Below are 16933 nucleotides of genomic sequence, written 5' to 3'. Positions count from 1 at the left end.
AGTGAGGCGGAAACGTTCAGGAAACGCCCGTGGTCCGGAACCGCGCCCGGTAGTCGCTCGGCGTCACGCCCAGACCACGCGCGAACGACCGCCGCAGGGTCTCCACCGAACCGAAGCCCGACCGGCGGGCGATCACGTCCAGCGGGTCGGTGGTGCCCTCCAGCTGCTGCTGGGCGAACTCCAGGCGGATCTGCTCGACGAACCGGGCCGGCGTGCGGCCGGTCTCCTCGCGGAACAGCCGCGTCAGGTGGCGGACGCTCACGCCCGCGCGGGCGGCCATGTCACCGAGGGTGTGCGGGGCCGACGGGTCCTCAGCGACCGAGTCCAGCAGCGCCCGCAGGACTTCGTGGCGTGGCCGGCCCGTCTCCAGCCGCACGCTGAACTGCGACTGCCCGCCCGGCCGCTGCAGGAACACCACCAGGTGCTTGGCCACCAGCCGCGCGACGTCCGGGCCGAGGTCCTCCTCGACCAGCGCGAGCGCCAGGTCGATGCCGGAGGTGACCCCGGCCGAAGTGATCACCGGGCCGTCCTTGACGAAGATCGCGTCGACGTCGACGCGGACCAGCGGGAAGCGGCGGGCGAGCTGGTCGAGCAGGTCCCAGTGCGTCGTCGCGCGGCGGCCGTCGAGCACGCCCGCCGCGGCCAGGGCGAACGCGCCCGCGCACACCGAGGCCGTCCGGTTCGCGCCGTCGGCGAGGCGCCGGATCTGGGCGATCAGCTCGGTGTCGGCGATCGTGCGGGCCCACACCGGGCCGCCGGGCACCAGCACCGTCGCCCCGCGCGGGTCCGCCGCCGCCAGGTCCAGGTCGGCGCCGAGGCGCGTCCCGGTGTTCGCGCGGACGTCCGCGCCGCCGGGCGACGCCGTCCGCAGCTCGTAGCGGCCGCCGTGCTCGTTGGCCTCGGCGAACACCTCCAGCGGACCGGAGACGTCGAGGAGGCGGACGCCGTCGTAGAGGACGACGAGGACGGGACGGGCTTTCACCGGTCCAGTATCACCGGCTCCCCGTCCGGGAAAGCCCGGGCTCAGCCCTCGCCGGACCAGCCGCTCAGCCGGGTGAGCAGCCGTTCCAGGACCTGCGGGTCGGCCGCCACCGGGTCACCGGAGACGGGCTCGTCGACCAGCGTCCGGCGATCGCCCCGCCGCGGCAGGCGGACCTGCTTCGCCGTCATCCCGCCCGGCAGCGGCAGCTCGCACCAGGTGGTGCGGCCGCCGCCCGGTGCCGGGTCGACGCCGATGCGCTCGCCGGGCCGGGCCTGCGGCGCCGGCAGGTGGGGGAGGTTGTCGTCGACCTCCACCAGCAGGTACTCGGCGCTCAGCCGCAGCCGCAGCGTGACGAACGGGGGTGCCTTCGGATCGCCGGCGTCGATGACCGCCTCGACCAGGCGTCTCGCGGTCGCGGTGACCTGATCGAGCATCGGCTTCAACGACCAGTCCGTGAGGATCAACCGGACGAACAGGTCCGTCACCGGCAGCGCGCTGGGCTGCGCGACCAGCCGGAGATCGTCCATCTGGGAGGTGTGCGCGCTCAAACCTGACCTTCCTCGGCCCGGGTGCCACTGTTCGAGTCACGCATCATGCCACCCGTCCGGGAACCACCCGTAAGGAGGACGTCACTCGACGCCGAGCATGACCTCCGTGGACTTCACAAGCACGGTCACCGGCTTGCCGGGCGCCAGCTCCAGCTCCTCCGTGGCGTCCTTCGTGATGGACGCGACGACCTGCTGGCCGCCGTCGAGCTCGACGGTCACGACGGACATCACGGCGCCCGGCTTGATGGCCGAAACGGTGCCGGTGAGCTGGTTGCGGGTGGAGAGACGCATGGTGTTCCTTTGCGGTACCGGGGGTGCGAACCGCGCCAGGCTACGGTCTTTTCGCAGGTCACGCCGCCGGAAGCAGCCCGGCACGATCGGGTGATGCGGCAGCGGGCCGGACCGGATCACCGCAGCTGCGCCGCGACTGGAGGCGCCGAGGAGCACCCGCGAATCCGGCGTGACTTGCTACCGTCGGGCCATGGGCGAGCTGGTCGAGGACGAAGCGCTGCGGGCCGAGCGGCTGCTGGACGCGCAGGCGAAGGCGGTCGAGCTGTTCGCCGCGGTCGAGGAGCGCGGGATCCTCGCGCCCGGCGTGCGCGAGACCGAGGCGAGCGACGCGATCCGCGACCTGGCCGGCGACCTGCTGGGCATCCGCCGCTACTGGCACAAGCGGATCGTCCGCGCCGGGGTCAACACGCTGCGGCCCTACCGCGAGAACCCGCCGGACCGCGTGCTCGGCGAGGACGACATCGCCTTCGCCGACTTCGGCCCGATCTTCGAGGACTGGGAAGCCGACTTCGGCCGCACGTTCGTGCTGGGCGACGACCCGGTCAAGCACGCGCTGCGCGACGCCCTGCCGAAGGTCTTCGACGCCGGGCGCGCGTACTTCGACGCGCTGCCCGACATCACCGGCGAGCAGCTGTACGCGCACATGGTCCAGCTGGCGCACGAGGCGGGCTGGGAGTTCGGCGGCGAGATCGCCGGGCACCTGGTCGGCCAGTTCCCGCACGAGACGATCGACGGCGCCCGGATCGCGTCCTACATCGCGCCGGGCAGCGACCAGCCGATGCGACGCCCGGACCGCAACGGCCAGGCGTCGCACTGGATCCTGGAGGTCCACCTCGTCGACCGCGAACGCGAGATCGGCGGTTTCCTCGAGCAGCTGCTCGACCTGGGCCCGGCCGCGTCGTAACGGTTCTCCTCACCGGCCCCCGACGCCGGTGAGGAGAAACCGGCCGCGTCAGACCCGCGCGGTCGCCCACAGTTCGTCGATGGTGCGCTCGGCCGTCGCGAGACTGGCGTCGGCCAGCGGGATGAGCTCCGCCATCGCCGGGTTCACGTGCGCCAGCGTCAGCTCGGCGGTGATGAACCGCGGCTCCAGGCCGGTCAGCGAGAGGCCGTGCGGCAGCCACGCCTCGGCGTGGTCCCAGCCGGCGCGGGGCGTGCCTTCGCCGTACCCGCCGCCGCGGCTGGCCAGCACGATGAGCTCCCGGCCGCCGAGCAGGCCGGACATCGTCGCGTGGTCGACCGAGAGCCCGGGGGCGATGAGGTGGTCGACCCACGTCTTGACGCTGCTCGGCGGGCCGAAGTTGTAGAGCGGCAGGCCCAGCAGCACGGTGTCGGCCGCCTGGATCTCGCCGACGAGCTCCCGCGTGAGCGCCCACGACGCCGCCTGCGCGGGCGTGTGCTGCTCCGGCGGCACCGCGCGGGCCGTCCCGCTCGCCGCGTCGAGGTGCGGCAGCGGGTGTTCCCCCAGGTCGCGGTAGGTCACCGTGCCGTCGGGGTGGGCGGCCCGCCACGCGGCCGCGGCCCGCGCGCTGAGCCTGCGGCTCACCGAAGCCTCGCCGGTGATGCTCGAGTCGATGTGCAGGAGATGCGCCATGTTGTTTGCCGTCCATAGATCGTTGGTGTTAGACAAACCATTAATAGCACATCGATCATCGAGTCGCCCATATACTGGGCGCATGACCTCGCTGCCGGTCGTCAACCAGCCGCCCCACCGCTGCGGCGCGCTGCTCGACCACCTCGCGCGCCGGCTGCGGCTGCGCAGCGAGTCGGTGCTGACCCCGCTGGGGTTGCGGCCGCGGCACCTGATCGCCCTGACCGTGCTGCGCGACCACGGCGGCAGCTCGCAGCAGGACCTGGCGAAGATCCTGGAGATCGACGGCACGAACGTCGTCGGGCTGCTCAACGAGCTCGAGGCGGAGAACCTGATCGAGCGCCGCCGCTCGCCGGCCGACCGCCGGCGGCACATCGTCGAACTGACCGACGTCGGCGCGAAGCTGCTGGCACGAGCGGAGTTCGCGCTCGCCGCGGTCGAGGACGAGGTGTTCCGCGACCTGGACGAAGACCAGCGCGAGACGCTCTACACGCTGCTGCAGCAGGTCACGAACACGACGAACGCGGAAGCCTGCACGGCAGCGGTGACCCGCCCCGGCTGCTGAGGCTCAGCCGATGCGGTGGCCGCTCGCGGAGTCCGGCGCGACGGACTGGTTACGGGAAATCTGCGGCGACGGCCTGACCGGGTTCATGCCGCCGCCGATGCCGGACGCGGCCTGGGTGCTCAACGCGATGTACGAGCACGAGGACGGGCCGGCCGAGATGTCCGTCCACGAATACCGCCAGGCCCGTATCGCGGACGGAAGTGTCCGGCCCCACACCGTCAACGGTGTCGACCTCGAAGCCGTGAGCACGGTGACCGGGGGCGGACTGGGCCGCGCCGGGCACCCCGGCCCCGGGTGGCGGCGGCTGCGCTGGGCTGAGCTCGCCCGGCGCACGGGCGATCCCGTCGTCCCGGACGGCCTGCTGCCCTCGCACCGATGCTTCCCCTCGGCCAAGAAGGACGGCAGCTGGCCGCTCGGCATCGTTCCGCCCACCGAGGGGAGCCTGGACCGCGAGACCTGGACGCGGCTGATCGGCATCCTCACCGAGCACAGTCACGCGGGCCCGGAAACCCGCTGCCTGGCCTACTACAGCCCGCTGACGCTCGAAACCACCGAGTTCGAGAAGCTCCCCGTGCGGGCGGGAAACCTCGGCGACGCCGGGATCCTGTACGACGACCCCGAAACCGGCTTCAGCCCGGCCAACCTCTGGGCCGAGGACCGCTCGTGGTGCCTCTGCACCGACTACGACCTGTGGGCCACCAAGGTCGCCGGCTCCCCGCTCCTGATCGACGCGCTGGTGAGCGACCTCGAGATCGAAGCGGTCCGGCTTCCCTGAGTCCCTAGCCGCCGGCGATGTCGTGGGCCAGTTGGCGTGCTTCGGGCACGGTGAACTCTCCCGAGATCTGCGTTTCGCCGCCGGTGATCGCGGACTGGACGGCCGGTGCCGTCAGCACGCGGCTCTGGAGCACCATCGCCACCTGCTTGCCGACGTTCCCGCCCGTCCAATCGGCCCACGTCCTGGTGCCCGCCGTGGTGAACCGGAGCCCGATGACCGCTCTCCCGGTCTGCGGATCGAGCCGGGCGTCGACCCAGCCGACGTCGGCGCCGGTCAGGAACGCCGGGCCCAGCACGTACTTCGTGCCCTTCGCGCGGTCGCAGCTGACGAGCGGCAGCGCCGGGTCGTCCCGGCCTCCCAGCGGGTCCGGGCTTCCCTGGGCGCAGTCGAGCGCGGCCACGGCGGTCTGTTGCGCGGCCGGATCGGCGCTCTGCCGGTCCGGCGCCGAGCCGGTCGGCGGCGAAGGCGGCAGCTCCGCCAGCACCGGCCGGAAACGCAGCTGCGTCCCGTCCTTGACGACGAAGCCGGTTCCCGACGGCTGAGCCGTGCCGGGCACCTGCGCCGAACACCCGGCGACAGCGAGGAGGACGGCCAGCGCCGCGAAGATCCGCACGGCTGTCATTGTGTCGTCCTGGCGCCGGATCGGGAACTTACCACTGGTAAATCCTTGACATTACCAATGGTAAGCCTCACGCTACTGAGGCCAATTCGTCTAGACCAATCTGTCCGCTCTTCGAGGTACCTCCCCCGAGAGGAGAGACACCACCATGTCCCCCCGCAAACCGGCCAAGACCGCCGCCGCGCTCGCCGCCGCGACGGCCACGGCGGCCGCGCTCGTGCTCGCCCACGGCGCCGACGCCAGCCCGGCCGCCGCCCCCGCCACCACCGCCGCAGCCTGCGGCGTCCTGTTCGACGACTTCCACTACGCCTCCCCCACCGACTCCGCCTTCGGCGCGGCCGGCTGGACCACCCGCAACGACGTCGGCAGCCCCGGCGTGCCCGGTGCGCGCTGGCTGACGAGCAACATCAGTTTCCCCACGGTGAACGGGGAAAAGGTGGCGCAGCTCAACGCGTCCACCGACGGCAGCGCGAACGGCACCACCCACGCCGAGATGTACCAGAACCAGCTGCGGTTCCAGGAAGGCACCTACGCCAGCCGGGTCAAGTTCACCGACACGCCCACCAGTGGCACGGACGGCGACCACGTCAACGAAACCTACTTCACGATCTCGCCGCTGCGGTACGACCGCGACCCGCTCTACAGCGAGCTCGACTTCTCCGAGTACCTGCCCAACGGCGGCTGGGGCGGCTCGACCGCGAACTACCAGACGTCCTGGTACACCTACTGGAACAACCCGACCTGGGACGGCCTGCGCACCTCGACCTCGCAGAACCGCAGCTTCGACGGCTGGCACGACATCGTCACGCAGGTCTCCGGCGGGCACGTGAAGTACTACCTCGACGGCGTGCTCACCGCGGACCACACCACCGACGCCCAGGGCGACCCGGTCTACCCGCGCACGCCGATGTCGATCAACTACAACATGTGGTTCATCGACACGGCCGGCCACACGAGCGGCACCAGCACCTACACCGAGCAGGTGGACTGGACCTACTACGCGGGCAACCAGGTCGTCGCGCCGTCGGCTGCGATCGCCCAGGCCGCGACCTACCGCGGCGCGGGCACCGCGCACGTCGACACGGTCGGCTCCGGCGGCTGCACCACGCCGACCAGCCCGCCGCCGACGACCACGCCCACCACCCCGACGACACCCACCACGCCGACGACCCCGACCACGCCGACCCAGCCGGCGAACTGCTCGAGCGCGGCGGAGTGGGACTGGGGCACCGTCTACCTCGGCGGTCAGCGGGTCAAGCACAACAACCACCTCTGGCAGGCGAACTGGTGGACGCAGGGCTCCGAGCCCGGCCTCACCGCGCAATGGGCCGACCTCGGCCACTGCTGAGCCAGGCCGGGCCGTCCCCGGGACCGGACGGCCCGGCCTACCCCGCGGCAAGCACCGCTTCCAGCCCGGACGCCTGGGTCCGCCAGTCCGTCGTGTTCGGCGTACCTCCCGCCCAGCGCTCGCCGATCCGGTTGAGCGAGTCGCGATCGCTCGCCCACAGCGTGTCGGCCTGCTTCTGCGCGAAGGCACGGTACGTCGACGAGCCCGTGGCGTTCGCGAGGTCGCCGAAGTAGCGCATGAAGATCCCCTTGAACTGCTTTTGGTTGTCGTCACAGGAGTTCGCGGCGTCGCAGGACTCGACGAGCACGCCGTTCGAGGTGAGCCGGGACACCGCCGCGTCGGCCAGCCGGCGCGCGGCGTCCAAATAGGACGTGACGCCGGTGGCCCGCCAGAGTTCCACGAGCCCGCCGATGCCGAGGCCCTGGTTGTACGTCCAGACGGTCTGGCCGTTGTTCGCGCACGACGACGTCAGGCCGTCGTTGACCAGGCCGGAACCGTTGATCAGCCCGCTGTTCAGGTACCAGTCACCCGCGGTCCGGGCCCGCTGGCCCCACACCGTGTCGCCGGCGATCCGCGTGTGCAGGGAGGCGGTCAGGCGCAGGTACAACCCGCTCGTGACGGCGTTCTTGTACGTGCGCTCGCGGTTCCACCACACCCCGCCGCCGCACGTGCTCGTGTCCCAGAACCCGTTGACGTAGTTGGCGATCGTCGTCGCTTCGGTGAGGTAACGCGCGTCGTGGGTGCGGTCGTAGACGGCGACCCAGGCCAGCCCCCACCACGCGCTGTCGTCGATGGCGCGGCTGACGAAGTCACCGTCGATCGGGTCGGAACTGCGTCCCCCGGCGGGGAAAGCGGCCCGGTTGACGTCCAGGGTGCGGGCCATGGCGGCGTCGAAGCCGCCCGCGTCCGCGACGGCCGTCACGGCGACGGCCGAGTTCCACCAGCTCGACGGCCACCACGCGGTGTAGGGCTCGTAGGACCACATCAGCGCGTCGACCGCGCCGGCGGCCCGGGTCGTCGCCGGGCGCGCCCAGGCCGTGCAGCTGCCCGAGGCGTGCGTGGCTTCGCGGCCGCACGCGCGCACGGCGCCGCCGTACAGCCGGCCGCGCGGGTCGCGCGTGGCGAACGCCGTGGTGTGCGTACCGGTCGCGCCCGACGCGACGCTCGTGCGGCCCAGCGACGAACCGTCCGGCCAGCTCGCCCCGGCGTCCCAGGAGCGGTCGAGCCAGATCTCGTCGCCTGCTCCGCCCGCCTCGATCCCGGCCCACGCCATGCCGCGGCCGTCGAAGTGGAGCCGGATCGTGCGGCCGTACAACGTCGTCGGCGCGACCGGCTGGGCGTCCCCGGTGCCCGGGGCGCTGCGGTCGCACGCCGCGTCGCAGACGTCCGGGTAGATCCACGCGGTGCAGGCGACCCCCTGCGCGTCCCCGCAGGCCCGGACCAGGCCGCGGCGGTGGTGCGCCGGATCGGTGAGGTTGTACATCAGCGTGCGGGTGCCGGTCCACGAACCGGGGATGGTGGCCTTGCCCAGCAGGCCTTCCCAGCTCGCGCCGCCGTCCCAGGACCGGTCGAGCCAGACGGCGTCGCCGGCCACGCCGTTGTCGATGCTCGCCCAGGCCATGCCGTCGGGGTCGGAGGCGTGCAGGCGCACGACCCGGCCGTTGATCACCTTGTCGGGCAAGGGAAAGCTCTCTCGCGCGGCTCGCGAAGGATCCAGTGTGTCGCAGGAGGTCACGCACACCGTGGTGGCCGCCGCGGCGGGCCGTGGTGCGAGGGGTGACAGGGCACCGAGGACGAGCAGGAGCACGAGCAATGTCCGCATCGACATCCCTCTCCACGCACCGGGTTTTTTCTTTTCAGGATAGGAAATCCGGCGGCGGGAGAAAAGGATTCAGCGCGGTTCTGGCTCGTTCCGGACATCGGCCGACGGGGATTCGAACAGCCGCGGCATGACCGCCAGCATCAGCGAGGACCAGACCACGTGCGTCAGCACCGGCGCCTGGACCCCGCCCGACCGTCCGCGCTGCCACGCGAACACCGTCCCCATCACCGCCGACGCCAGTACCAGCGCGGGGTTGCGGGTCGCGCACGTCGACAGCACGTACACCGCGGTCGAGCGGCGGGTGCCCAGCGCGTCGTACAGCGGGCCGCGGAAGAAGACCTCCTCGGCCGCGCCCGTGACGAGCGTCGTCACGACCACCGACGTCGTCGACCCGCGGTGGGCGTAGTCCAGCACCCCGGCGATCGCGCGGCGCAGCGGCGGGATGTGCCGCGAAACCAGCGCACAGCCGTAGAACACGCCGAACGCGCCCGCCCCGGCCAGCACCGGCCCCGCGACGTCACGGCGGCCCCGGCGGACCGGCCCGGCCGCGCGGGCTCCGGCCAGCCAGGTCGTGGCGACCCCGGCGGTGAGGCCGTAGAACCGCTTGGACGCGGGCGGGCTGGCCAGTGACGCGCCGAGCAACGCGGTCCCGGCGGCCGTCACCGCTGTCAGGAACCGCCCCTTCACCCGGCCCGCCGGCTCTGCGCGCGCTCCTTGAGGGCCTGCGCCACGGCTTCGTCGTAGTCCATCGGCTCGAACTCGACGATCCGGCGGATGCTGTCGTCGCGGACGACGACCTCGTTCGTCATCGAGTCGATCAGCGAGCGCCCGGTCTGCACGTCGATGTCGGTGACCAGGGAGAGCCAGTACGACGAGAGCCGCGGCGACAGCAGCGGGACCGGCACGATCACCAGCGGCCGGCCTTCGATCGCCGCGACGCGCTGCAGCATTTCCCGGTAGGCCAGCACGTCCGGGCCGCCGATGTCGAACGCGCGGCCCTCGGCCTCCGCGTGGTCGAGCACGCCGACCAGGTAGCGGACGACGTCGGCGATCGCGATCGGCTGGGTGCGGGTGGCGACCCAGCGCGGGGTGATCATCGCCGGCAGGTGCTCGACGAGCTGGCGGGTCAGCTCCCACGACGTGCCGCCGTGGCCGATCACGATCCCGGCACGCAGCACGGTGACCGGCACGCCGGTTTCGCCGAGCAGCTCTTCGACCTCACGGCGGCTGGCCAGGTGCTCCGACAGGGAATCGTCGTCGTCGCCGAGCCCGCCGAGGTAGACGATCCGGCCGACCCCGGCGTCGGCCGCGGCGCGGGCGAAGGCGCGCGCCGCTTCGGCGTCGCGGCGCTTGAAGTCCGAGCTGTCGAGCGAGTGGACCAGGTAGTAGGCGGCGTCGGCGCCCTTGAGCGCGTCACGCAGGGAGCCGACGTCGGCGACGTCGGCGCGCACGGGTTTCCCGGCCCCCTCGTAGCCGTCGGGACGGCGGGTCATCGCGAGCACGTCGTGCCCCGCTTGCTCCAGGGCCGGGCACAACCTGCTGCCGACGAAGCCCGAAGCTCCAGCTACCAGTACTCGCATGCTCGTGACGCTAGCCCGGACCGCGCCGGTCCGCAGGTCGCCGGGTCCCGGCGAAGCAGACGGCGGCGAGCACACCGGCGCAGCCCACGAGCTGCAGGACGGCGGGCGTCTCGCCCAGCAGGCCGATGCCCAGCAGGACCGCGCCGACCGGCTGCAGCAGCATCAGCGTCGCCCCGGCGGTGGCCGGCATCCGGGGCAGCGCGGCGGAGATGAGCAGCCATCCGGTCAGCTGGCCGACCAGGGCGAGCGCGATGAGCCAGCCGAACGCGGGCCAGCCCGGTGCCAGGTCGAGCGTGCCGGACGGGAGGCCGAGCACCAGGGCGACCGTGCCCGCGGAGAGCGTCGCCAGCAGCAGGGAGTGCGACTGCGTCCCGGCGCCGCCGCTGAGCCGGATCAGGAAGAGGTAGACGGCGTACCCGGCACCGGCGACGAGCGCGGCGACGGCGCCGGTGACCGGGTCGGGCCCGAACGCGCCGGTCCCGGCGAAGCCGCCGGCCAGCACGACCCCGCCGAGCAGCACCGGCGCGGCCACGAGGAACCGCTTCGACGGCCGTTCCGCGAGGAACGCGAACGCCAGCACGGGCACGATGACCACCTGCACCGCCAGCAGCACGGTCGCGATGCCGGCGCCGACACGCGGGATCGCCTCGCCCCAGAGCACGAAGTCCAGGCCGAGCCCGGCGCCGGCCAGCAGCGGGAACAGCACCCGGCGCCGCGTCGCGGGGCCCGCCTTGCGCCGCTCCCACCAGGCCAGCGCGAACAGGACCGGCAGCGACAGCAGGCAGCGCCAGAACGCGCTGGTGGCGCCGCTGGTGTGCGAGACCTTGATGAAGACCGACGACAGCGAGATGCAGAAGCTGCCGAGCGCGGCGAGCAGGCGCGGGTCGATGCGCTGGGTGAACGTCGGCTGGGTGGCAGTCAGGGTCACGCCTCCAGCGTGAGCGCGCCGACTGTCAAGGACAAGCGAATGTTTCTGCGGGTAATTCGGTAGGATCGCTACCGTGTTCGGACTCGAGCGGATGCGCGCGCTGCACGCCGTCGCCACCCAGGGCTCGGTCGCCGCGGCGGCCGCGTCCCTGCACGTCACGCCCTCGGGCGTCTCGCAGCAGCTGGCGAAGCTGGAGAAGGAGGCCGGGCAGCCGCTGCTGGAGCCACGCGGCCGCGGCGTCCGGCTGACGAAGGCGGGTGCGGTGCTGGCCGGGCACGCCGAGCGGATCCTCGCGCAGGTCGCCGCGGCGAAGACCGACCTGGAGCTGCTGCGCGAGGACGTCATCGGGCCGCTGCGGATCGGCGCGATCCCGACGACCGTGCACGCCCTGCTGCCCCCGGCGCTGGCCACCCTGGCCGCGCAGCACCCGCGGCTGGCGGTGACGCTGCACGAGGGTGAGGCCGAGCAGACGATGCCCCGGGTGCTGGCCGGCGACCTCGACGTCGCGGTGCTCGAGAGCTGGGCGGACCGCCCGACGGTCATCCCGCCGTCGACGACCCGGATCGAGCTGTTCTCCGACGTCGCGGACCTCGCCCTGCCGGCCGGGCACCGACTGGCGCACCGCAAGACCGTCGATCTGTCCGAAGTGGACGACCTGCCGTGGATCGGCTGGACGGCCGGCTCCGGGTGCTACGACTGGCTGGTGCAGGTGCTGCGCAAGCAGCGGCTGGAGCCGCGCATCAGCTGCACGGTGGGCGGTTACCCGACCCAGCTGGCCCTGGTGGCGGGCAACGTGGGCGCGGCGCTGGTCCCCCGCCTGGCCCGCGAGCGGCTGCCGGACGGCGTCCGCATCCTGACCACCCGGCCGGCCCTGACCCGCACGATCCACGCGATCTGCCGAACGGGCGAGGAGGACCACGGCGCGGTCCGGGCGTGCCTGGACGCGCTGCGCGAGGCGTCGGCCCGCTTCGAGAGCGCGATGCGGCCGGCAAACTGAGTCAGGGTGTCGCCGGCTCCGCGGCCCAGCTGGCCAGCAGCCGCAGCCGTTCCTCCGACGGTGACCCCGGCTCCACCGTGTGCACTCCCAATACCTGGTCCTGGTCGCCCGTCGGCGCCAGCGCCTCGTAGCCCAGGATCAAGTCGCCCACCACCGGGTGCCGGTAGTGCTTCGTGCCGTGGGTGCGCTGGTAGACGTCGTGGTCGGCCCACCAGCGGCGGAAGTCGTGGTCCCGCACCGACAGCTCGCCGATCAGCTCGGCCAGCTTCGGGTCGTGGGGATTGCGGCCCGCGTACAGGTGCAGTGTCGCCACCACGCTGCGGGCCGACGACTCCCAATCCGCGTACAGCTCGCGGGCCAGCGGGTCCAGGAAGACGAACCGGGCCATGTTGCGCTCGCGCGGGGGCACCGCGTCGAAGTCGCGGTAGAGCGCCTTGGCCAGCGGGTTGGCGGCCAGGAGGTCCAGGCGGCGGCCGGTGACGATCGCCGGGACCTCGGTCAGGGTGTCGAGGATCCGCTGCAGCCCCGGCCGGACGCGCTCGGGTGCGAGCGCCCGCGGCCGGCGTCGGCTCGGCTTGGCCAACGCGACCAGGTGCCGCCGCTCGGTCTCGTCCAGCTGCAGCGCCCGCGCGATCGCGTCCAGCACCGACTCCGAGACGTTCAGGTTCCGCCCGCGTTCGAGCCGGACGTAGTAGTCGACGCTCACCCCGGCCAGCCGCGCGACCTCTTCCCGCCGCAGCCCCGGGACCCGCCGGGCCCCGGGTTCCGGCACCAGACCGGCGTCCGCGGGCGTCACCCGGGCGCGGCGGGCCCGCAGGAAGTCCCGCAGTTCCGCGTTGCCTTCGCTCATCCCTCCAGCGTAGGGCGGCCGCGGCGCGCGTGCGGGGGTCTGCTGGACCCCCGGTGGGACCGGTCCTCCCACCCGGCCGCCCGGCGGGGGTTACCTGGAGGCACGTCACCGAGAAGGAAGAACGAGATGGAACGCGAAATCCTGGGCGGCACCGGCATCTCCGTCAGCCGCTTCGCCTTCGGCGCCATGATGCTGGGCGCCATGGGCAACACCGACCGCGCCGAGTCGGTGCGGATGATCCACGCGGCGCTGGACGCCGGGATCAACTTCGTCGACACCGCCGACGTCTACTCCCACGGCGAGTCGGAGGTGATCGTCGGCGAAGCGCTCAAGGGCCGCCGCGACGACGTCGTGCTCGCCACGAAGTTCTCCATGCCGATGGGCCAGGACGCCAACCAGGCGGGCGGCTCCCCGCGGTGGATCAAGCTGGCCGTCGAAGCCAGCCTGCAGCGGCTCGGCACCGACCACATCGACCTCTACCAGATGCACCGGCCGGACCACCGCACCGACATCGACGAGACGCTCGGCGCCCTGTCCGAGCTCGTCCGCGCGGGCAAGGTGCGCGCGATCGGCTCGTCGACGTTCCCGGCCGAGCTGATGGTCGAGGCGCAGTGGGCCGCCCGGCGCGGCGGGCACCACCGGTTCCGCACCGAGCAGCCGCGGTACTCGATGCTCACCCGCATCATCGAGAACGACGTCCTGCCGACGGCCCAGCGCCACGGCATGGGCGTGCTGACCTACGGGCCGCTGTCCAGCGGCTGGCTGACCGACCGCGACCCCGGACGCAGTCACCGCGCGGGCATGATGCCCGAGGTGTTCGACCTCTCGATCCCGGAGAACCGCGTGCGCGCCGAGACGGTCGAGCAGCTGCGGAAGGTCGCCGCCGAAGCGGGCCTGCCGCTCGCCCACCTCGCGCTGCGGTTCGTGCTGAGCCACCCGGCCGTGACGTCGGTGCTGATCGGCCCGCGCACCCCGGAGCAGCTCGACGACCTGCTGGCCGCGTCCGGTCCGCTGCCCGGTGACGTGCTGGACCGGATCGACGCGATCGTGCCGCCCGGTACCGAGGTCAACCGGCACGACAACTACAAGGCGGCGGCGCCCGCCATCGAGGACCCGCGGCTGCGGCGGCGGTGAGTCAGGCCTGTCGAGTTCCGGCCCGCAGCCGGTCCGCCATCTCCGTCACCAGCCGGCCCGGGCGCTTGTGGTGCACCAGGAAGACGTCGCGGGCCGGCTGGGCGTCGGCCGCGTCGCGGACCTCGATCCGCGCGCGGCCGGCGCGCTCCAGCACGCTCTCGGGCACGAACGCGATCCCCAGCCCGGCCTCGACCAGCGCCAGGATCACCTGGTAGTCACGGGATTCGTGGGCGACGCGCAGCGTCACCCCGGCCGCGTCCGCGAGCTGCTCGAGGCAGACCCGGTTGGGCACACCGGGACTGCCCGAGATCCAGTCCTCCCCCGCGAGCCCGCGCAGGGTGAGGCGGCGGACCCGGGCCTTCGGATGCCCTTCCGGCAGGATCAGCCGGAACCGCTCCGAACGCAGCAGCGTCCGCTCGAGGCCGCGCGGGTCGGGCAGCGGCGCCCCGGGGTAGCGGTGGGTGATGAGCAGGTCCAGCTCACGGGAGCTGACCAGGCCGTACCCGTCGGGCGGCTCCAGGTCGAGCAGGCGCAGCGCGACGGCGGGGTGCGCCTCGCGGAACCCGGCGAGCGCGGGCGGCACGAGGGTCGCGCCCGCGCTGGCGAACGTGCCGACGGTCAGCTGCGCCGGCTCCTCGCCGAGCAGGGCCCGCACGGTCCGCTCGGCGGTCCGCAGCTCCCCGACGATGGTTTCGGCGTGCGTGAGCAGCCCTTCGCCGACGGCGGTGAGCGTCACCCCGCGCGGGTTGCGGTGCAGCAGGCGCGCGCCGACGTCGCGTTCGAGCTTGGCCAGCTGCTGCGAAACGGCGGACGGCGTGAACGAAAGCCGTTGCGCCGCACCGGCGATGGACCCCGCGTGCGCGACCTCGGCGAGCAGGGCCAGGCGATGGGCGTCGAGCACGGGGGCCTCCAGCCGTAAGCGTTGCTGATGGCAGCATAGGAGACGTCGCTGGTGCTTACGTCCGGCCGCGCGCATGCTGGGGCCATGATCAGCACTTCGGACGTCGAACGCGCCGCCACGAGGATCCGGGGCCGGGTCCGCCGGACCCCCGTCTTCTCCGACGACGGCGTGTGGTTCAAGCTCGAGCACCTGCAGCACACCGGGTCGTTCAAGGCCCGCGGCGCGTTCAACCGGATCATCGCCGCGGGTGAGCTGTCGGGGGCCGGGGTCGCGGCCGCGTCCGGGGGCAACGCGGGCCTCGCCGTGGCCTACGCCGCCCGCGAATTCGGCGTGGCCGCAAGGGTTTTCGTCCCGGCCACCGCTCCCGCGGTGAAGGTGGCGAAGCTGCACGCGTTCGGCGCGGCCGTCGAACTCGTCGGCGACAAGTACGCCGACGCCTACGACGCGGCCGTGAAGCACGCCGCCGACAGCGGCGCCCTGTTCTGCCACGCCTACGACCAGCCGGAGATCTGCGCCGGGCAGGGCACCGTCGGGCTCGAACTGCTGGACCAGGTGGACGGGCTCGACACGATCCTGGTCGCGGTCGGCGGCGGCGGGCTCCTGGCGGGCATCGCCGCGGCGGTCGAGGGCCGGGCGCGCGTGGTCGGCGTCGAGCCGCGCACGATCCCGACGCTGCACTCGGCCCTGGCCGCGGGCGAGCCGGTCCAGGTCGAGGTGTCCGGACCGGCCGCCGACTCGCTCGGCGCGTCCCGGCTCGGTGACATCGCCTTCGCGGTCGCCACCCGTACGAACGCGGGCTCGGTCCTGGTCGAGGACGCCGCGATCGCCGAGGCCCGGGCGACGCTGTGGGACCGCTACCGCCTCGCCGTCGAAGCGGGCGGGGCGACGGCCTACGCCGCGCTGCTCGGCGGCGCCTACGTGCCCGCGCCCGGCGAGCGCGTCGCCGTCCTGCTCTGCGGCGCCAACACCGACCCCGCGACGCTCACTTCCCCGTCAAGCGCTCCACCAGCGGCGCGAACTCCTCGATGAAGGCGCTGTTGACGCTGACGTAGGACACGCCGAGTTCGTCGCGACGGCGTTCCAGCTCCGCGGCCATGTCGTCGACGCTGCCGCGGAGCATCGTCAGCGAGTCGTGCTCGATGAGCGTTTCGGCGTCGACGCCGATGAACCCGCGGATCCACGGCGGGACGACCTCGCCGACGACGAAGACGTTCAGGGCCAGCTCGAGGTCCCGGCCGTCCGCGGCGGTCCGGATCTCCTCGACCTGCGCCTTGAACTCGTCGCGGGTGGTCAGCACCCCGCCGGCCAGCGTGATGATGTCGGCCTTCGCGGCGCCGAGCCGGCGCGCCTTGGGCCCGCCCGCGGCGAGCATCACCGGCGTGTGCGCGTCACCGTCGAGCCGGCGGACGTGGTCGATGGTCTCGGAGATCGAGTCGAGCCGCTCCTGGCCGTTGCCGTAGGGCAGGCCCAGCTCTTCGGCCTGCTGCCGCATCGACGGCAGGCCGGTGCCGAGGCCCAGCTCGAACCGGCCGTCGGTCATGACCGTCAGGCTGTGCGCCTCCCAGGCCGCCGCGCGCGCCGTGCGCAGCGGGCTGGCCAGCACGAACGAGCCGACGCGCAGGGTCGTGGTGACCGCGGCCGCCGTGGCGAGCGACGCCGTCGGGGTCGGCAGGTTCAGGTTGTCCGGCGAGAGCAGCGTCGAATACCCCAGCTCTTCGGCGCGGCGCGCGGTTTCCCGCCACTTCGCGCCACCCTCCTGGGCCGCCGCGACCACACCGAACCGGAACGCCTTCTCGGACATCGGATCACCCCTGTTTCCCTTGCCTCCGATCCAACCACCGGTCGGCCCCGCCGTGCCACCACGACCTTCCGTGAAGGCCACCTTGAGGGACTCTGAGTCCCTCAAGGTGGCTCGGAGTCATGGGGTCGTTGCAACACCACCTCGATGAAAGGTGGAATTGCAGATGGTGCGAGAGCATCGCTGGCTACCACGAACAGCCCA

Annotated in this window: 19 protein-coding genes; 7 read left to right on the top strand and 12 right to left on the bottom strand. The window is 72.8% G+C overall.

Features of this window, described 5'->3' with window-relative positions:
- Window positions 1-16: 16 nt before the first annotated feature.
- From ACGFMK_RS25730 to ACGFMK_RS25720, 3 genes are all read right to left on the bottom strand, one after another.
- Window positions 17-982 (bottom strand): GlxA family transcriptional regulator, encoded by a 966-nt coding sequence (locus tag ACGFMK_RS25730; RefSeq protein ID WP_392768017.1) that lies wholly within the window; start codon window positions 980-982, stop codon window positions 17-19.
- Window positions 983-1023: 41 nt separating this feature from the next.
- Window positions 1024-1530, bottom strand: a complete 507-nt coding sequence (locus ACGFMK_RS25725) for an ATP-binding protein (RefSeq protein WP_392768014.1) — start codon at window positions 1528-1530, stop codon at window positions 1024-1026.
- Window positions 1531-1611: 81 nt separating this feature from the next.
- Window positions 1612-1821, bottom strand: coding sequence for a TOBE domain-containing protein (locus tag ACGFMK_RS25720; protein WP_326951012.1), 210 nt, complete (start codon window positions 1819-1821; stop codon window positions 1612-1614).
- A gap of 190 nt (window positions 1822-2011) precedes the next feature.
- Between ACGFMK_RS25720 and ACGFMK_RS25715 the strand changes: the two genes are divergently transcribed.
- On the top strand, window positions 2012-2725 hold the full coding sequence (locus ACGFMK_RS25715) for a M24 family metallopeptidase (RefSeq protein ID WP_392768011.1): 714 nt from the start codon (window positions 2012-2014) through the stop codon (window positions 2723-2725).
- Between the two features lie 48 nt (window positions 2726-2773).
- Here the strand turns inward: ACGFMK_RS25715 and ACGFMK_RS25710 are convergent, their stop codons facing one another.
- Window positions 2774-3415 (bottom strand): FMN-dependent NADH-azoreductase, encoded by a 642-nt coding sequence (locus ACGFMK_RS25710; RefSeq protein ID WP_392768009.1) that lies wholly within the window; start codon window positions 3413-3415, stop codon window positions 2774-2776.
- Between the two features lie 82 nt (window positions 3416-3497).
- Here ACGFMK_RS25710 and ACGFMK_RS25705 point away from each other — a divergent pair, with 82 nt between their 5' ends.
- Window positions 3498-3977 carry a MarR family winged helix-turn-helix transcriptional regulator gene (locus ACGFMK_RS25705; RefSeq protein WP_392768006.1) on the top strand — a complete coding sequence of 160 codons (480 nt, stop codon included), beginning with the start codon at window positions 3498-3500 and terminating at the stop codon, window positions 3975-3977.
- A 10-nt stretch (window positions 3978-3987) separates the two neighbouring features.
- Window positions 3988-4752, top strand: coding sequence for a hypothetical protein (locus tag ACGFMK_RS25700; RefSeq protein ID WP_392768003.1), 765 nt, complete (start codon window positions 3988-3990; stop codon window positions 4750-4752).
- A gap of 4 nt (window positions 4753-4756) precedes the next feature.
- On the opposite strand, the gene ACGFMK_RS25695 is transcribed toward ACGFMK_RS25700, so the two are convergent.
- The gene (locus ACGFMK_RS25695) at window positions 4757-5374 is read right to left on the bottom strand and encodes a precorrin-3B C(17)-methyltransferase (protein WP_392768001.1); all 618 of its coding nucleotides are present in this window, start codon (window positions 5372-5374) and stop codon (window positions 4757-4759) included.
- A 145-nt stretch (window positions 5375-5519) separates the two neighbouring features.
- On the opposite strand from ACGFMK_RS25695, the gene ACGFMK_RS25690 reads away from it, so the two are divergent.
- On the top strand, window positions 5520-6719 hold the full coding sequence (locus ACGFMK_RS25690; protein WP_392767999.1) for a carbohydrate-binding protein: 1200 nt from the start codon (window positions 5520-5522) through the stop codon (window positions 6717-6719).
- Between the two features lie 37 nt (window positions 6720-6756).
- Here the strand turns inward: ACGFMK_RS25690 and ACGFMK_RS25685 are convergent, their stop codons facing one another.
- From ACGFMK_RS25685 to ACGFMK_RS25670, 4 genes are all read right to left on the bottom strand, one after another.
- Window positions 6757-8541, bottom strand: a complete 1785-nt coding sequence (locus ACGFMK_RS25685) for a glycoside hydrolase family 76 protein (RefSeq protein WP_392767996.1) — start codon at window positions 8539-8541, stop codon at window positions 6757-6759.
- Window positions 8542-8610: 69 nt separating this feature from the next.
- Entirely contained in the window at window positions 8611-9204 is a 594-nt protein-coding gene (locus tag ACGFMK_RS25680; protein WP_392767993.1) for a CPBP family intramembrane glutamic endopeptidase, read from the bottom strand.
- 20 nt (window positions 9205-9224) lie between these two features.
- Complete coding sequence (locus ACGFMK_RS25675) at window positions 9225-10121, bottom strand: NAD(P)H-binding protein (protein WP_392767990.1); 897 nt, start codon at window positions 10119-10121, stop codon at window positions 9225-9227.
- Between the two features lie 10 nt (window positions 10122-10131).
- A complete protein-coding gene (locus tag ACGFMK_RS25670; protein WP_392767987.1) occupies window positions 10132-11049 on the bottom strand; it encodes a DMT family transporter in 918 nt (305 codons plus the stop codon).
- A 73-nt stretch (window positions 11050-11122) separates the two neighbouring features.
- On the opposite strand from ACGFMK_RS25670, the gene ACGFMK_RS25665 reads away from it, so the two are divergent.
- A complete protein-coding gene (locus tag ACGFMK_RS25665; RefSeq protein ID WP_392767985.1) occupies window positions 11123-12046 on the top strand; it encodes a LysR family transcriptional regulator in 924 nt (307 codons plus the stop codon).
- Window position 12047: 1 nt separating this feature from the next.
- Here ACGFMK_RS25665 and ACGFMK_RS25660 read toward each other — a convergent pair whose 3' ends face one another.
- Window positions 12048-12896 (bottom strand): helix-turn-helix transcriptional regulator, encoded by an 849-nt coding sequence (locus ACGFMK_RS25660; protein WP_392767982.1) that lies wholly within the window; start codon window positions 12894-12896, stop codon window positions 12048-12050.
- 126 nt (window positions 12897-13022) lie between these two features.
- On the opposite strand from ACGFMK_RS25660, the gene ACGFMK_RS25655 reads away from it, so the two are divergent.
- Complete coding sequence (locus ACGFMK_RS25655; RefSeq protein ID WP_392767981.1) at window positions 13023-14030, top strand: aldo/keto reductase; 1008 nt, start codon at window positions 13023-13025, stop codon at window positions 14028-14030.
- Between the two features lies 1 nt (window position 14031).
- Here ACGFMK_RS25655 and ACGFMK_RS25650 read toward each other — a convergent pair whose 3' ends face one another.
- Window positions 14032-14931 (bottom strand): LysR family transcriptional regulator, encoded by a 900-nt coding sequence (locus tag ACGFMK_RS25650; protein WP_392767978.1) that lies wholly within the window; start codon window positions 14929-14931, stop codon window positions 14032-14034.
- Window positions 14932-15015: 84 nt separating this feature from the next.
- Here ACGFMK_RS25650 and ACGFMK_RS25645 point away from each other — a divergent pair, with 84 nt between their 5' ends.
- Window positions 15016-15960 (top strand): threonine/serine dehydratase, encoded by a 945-nt coding sequence (locus ACGFMK_RS25645; protein ID WP_392767975.1) that lies wholly within the window; start codon window positions 15016-15018, stop codon window positions 15958-15960.
- On the opposite strand, the gene ACGFMK_RS25640 is transcribed toward ACGFMK_RS25645, so the two are convergent.
- Entirely contained in the window at window positions 15914-16732 is an 819-nt protein-coding gene (locus ACGFMK_RS25640) for an LLM class flavin-dependent oxidoreductase (protein ID WP_392767972.1), read from the bottom strand. The two genes, ACGFMK_RS25645 and ACGFMK_RS25640, sit on opposite strands and share 47 nt — an antisense overlap.
- Between the last annotated feature and the right edge of the window lie 201 nt (window positions 16733-16933).

The organism is Amycolatopsis sp. NPDC049252 (assembly GCF_043197175.1).
In the GTDB taxonomy this organism is placed as follows: Bacteria; Actinomycetota; Actinomycetes; order Mycobacteriales; family Pseudonocardiaceae; genus Amycolatopsis.
This window is presented reverse-complemented; position numbering and strand designations above follow the sequence as displayed.

What these genes read in the sequence shown, in the direction of transcription:
- ACGFMK_RS25720 (WP_326951012.1), bottom strand. Translation starts at nt 1,821, where the DNA reads ATGCGTCTCTCCACCCGCAACCAGCTCACCGGCACCGTTTCGGCCATC.
- ACGFMK_RS25715 (WP_392768011.1), top strand. Translation starts at nt 2,012, where the DNA reads ATGGGCGAGCTGGTCGAGGACGAAGCGCTGCGGGCCGAGCGGCTGCTG.
- ACGFMK_RS25710 (WP_392768009.1), bottom strand. Translation starts at nt 3,415, where the DNA reads ATGGCGCATCTCCTGCACATCGACTCGAGCATCACCGGCGAGGCTTCG.
- ACGFMK_RS25705 (WP_392768006.1), top strand. Translation starts at nt 3,498, where the DNA reads ATGACCTCGCTGCCGGTCGTCAACCAGCCGCCCCACCGCTGCGGCGCG.
- ACGFMK_RS25700 (WP_392768003.1), top strand. Translation starts at nt 3,988, where the DNA reads ATGCGGTGGCCGCTCGCGGAGTCCGGCGCGACGGACTGGTTACGGGAA.
- ACGFMK_RS25695 (WP_392768001.1), bottom strand. Translation starts at nt 5,374, where the DNA reads ATGACAGCCGTGCGGATCTTCGCGGCGCTGGCCGTCCTCCTCGCTGTC.
- ACGFMK_RS25690 (WP_392767999.1), top strand. Translation starts at nt 5,520, where the DNA reads ATGTCCCCCCGCAAACCGGCCAAGACCGCCGCCGCGCTCGCCGCCGCG.
- ACGFMK_RS25685 (WP_392767996.1), bottom strand. Translation starts at nt 8,541, where the DNA reads ATGCGGACATTGCTCGTGCTCCTGCTCGTCCTCGGTGCCCTGTCACCC.
- ACGFMK_RS25675 (WP_392767990.1), bottom strand. Translation starts at nt 10,121, where the DNA reads ATGCGAGTACTGGTAGCTGGAGCTTCGGGCTTCGTCGGCAGCAGGTTG.
- ACGFMK_RS25660 (WP_392767982.1), bottom strand. Translation starts at nt 12,896, where the DNA reads ATGAGCGAAGGCAACGCGGAACTGCGGGACTTCCTGCGGGCCCGCCGC.
- ACGFMK_RS25655 (WP_392767981.1), top strand. Translation starts at nt 13,023, where the DNA reads ATGGAACGCGAAATCCTGGGCGGCACCGGCATCTCCGTCAGCCGCTTC.
- ACGFMK_RS25645 (WP_392767975.1), top strand. Translation starts at nt 15,016, where the DNA reads ATGATCAGCACTTCGGACGTCGAACGCGCCGCCACGAGGATCCGGGGC.
- ACGFMK_RS25640 (WP_392767972.1), bottom strand. Translation starts at nt 16,732, where the DNA reads ATGTCCGAGAAGGCGTTCCGGTTCGGTGTGGTCGCGGCGGCCCAGGAG.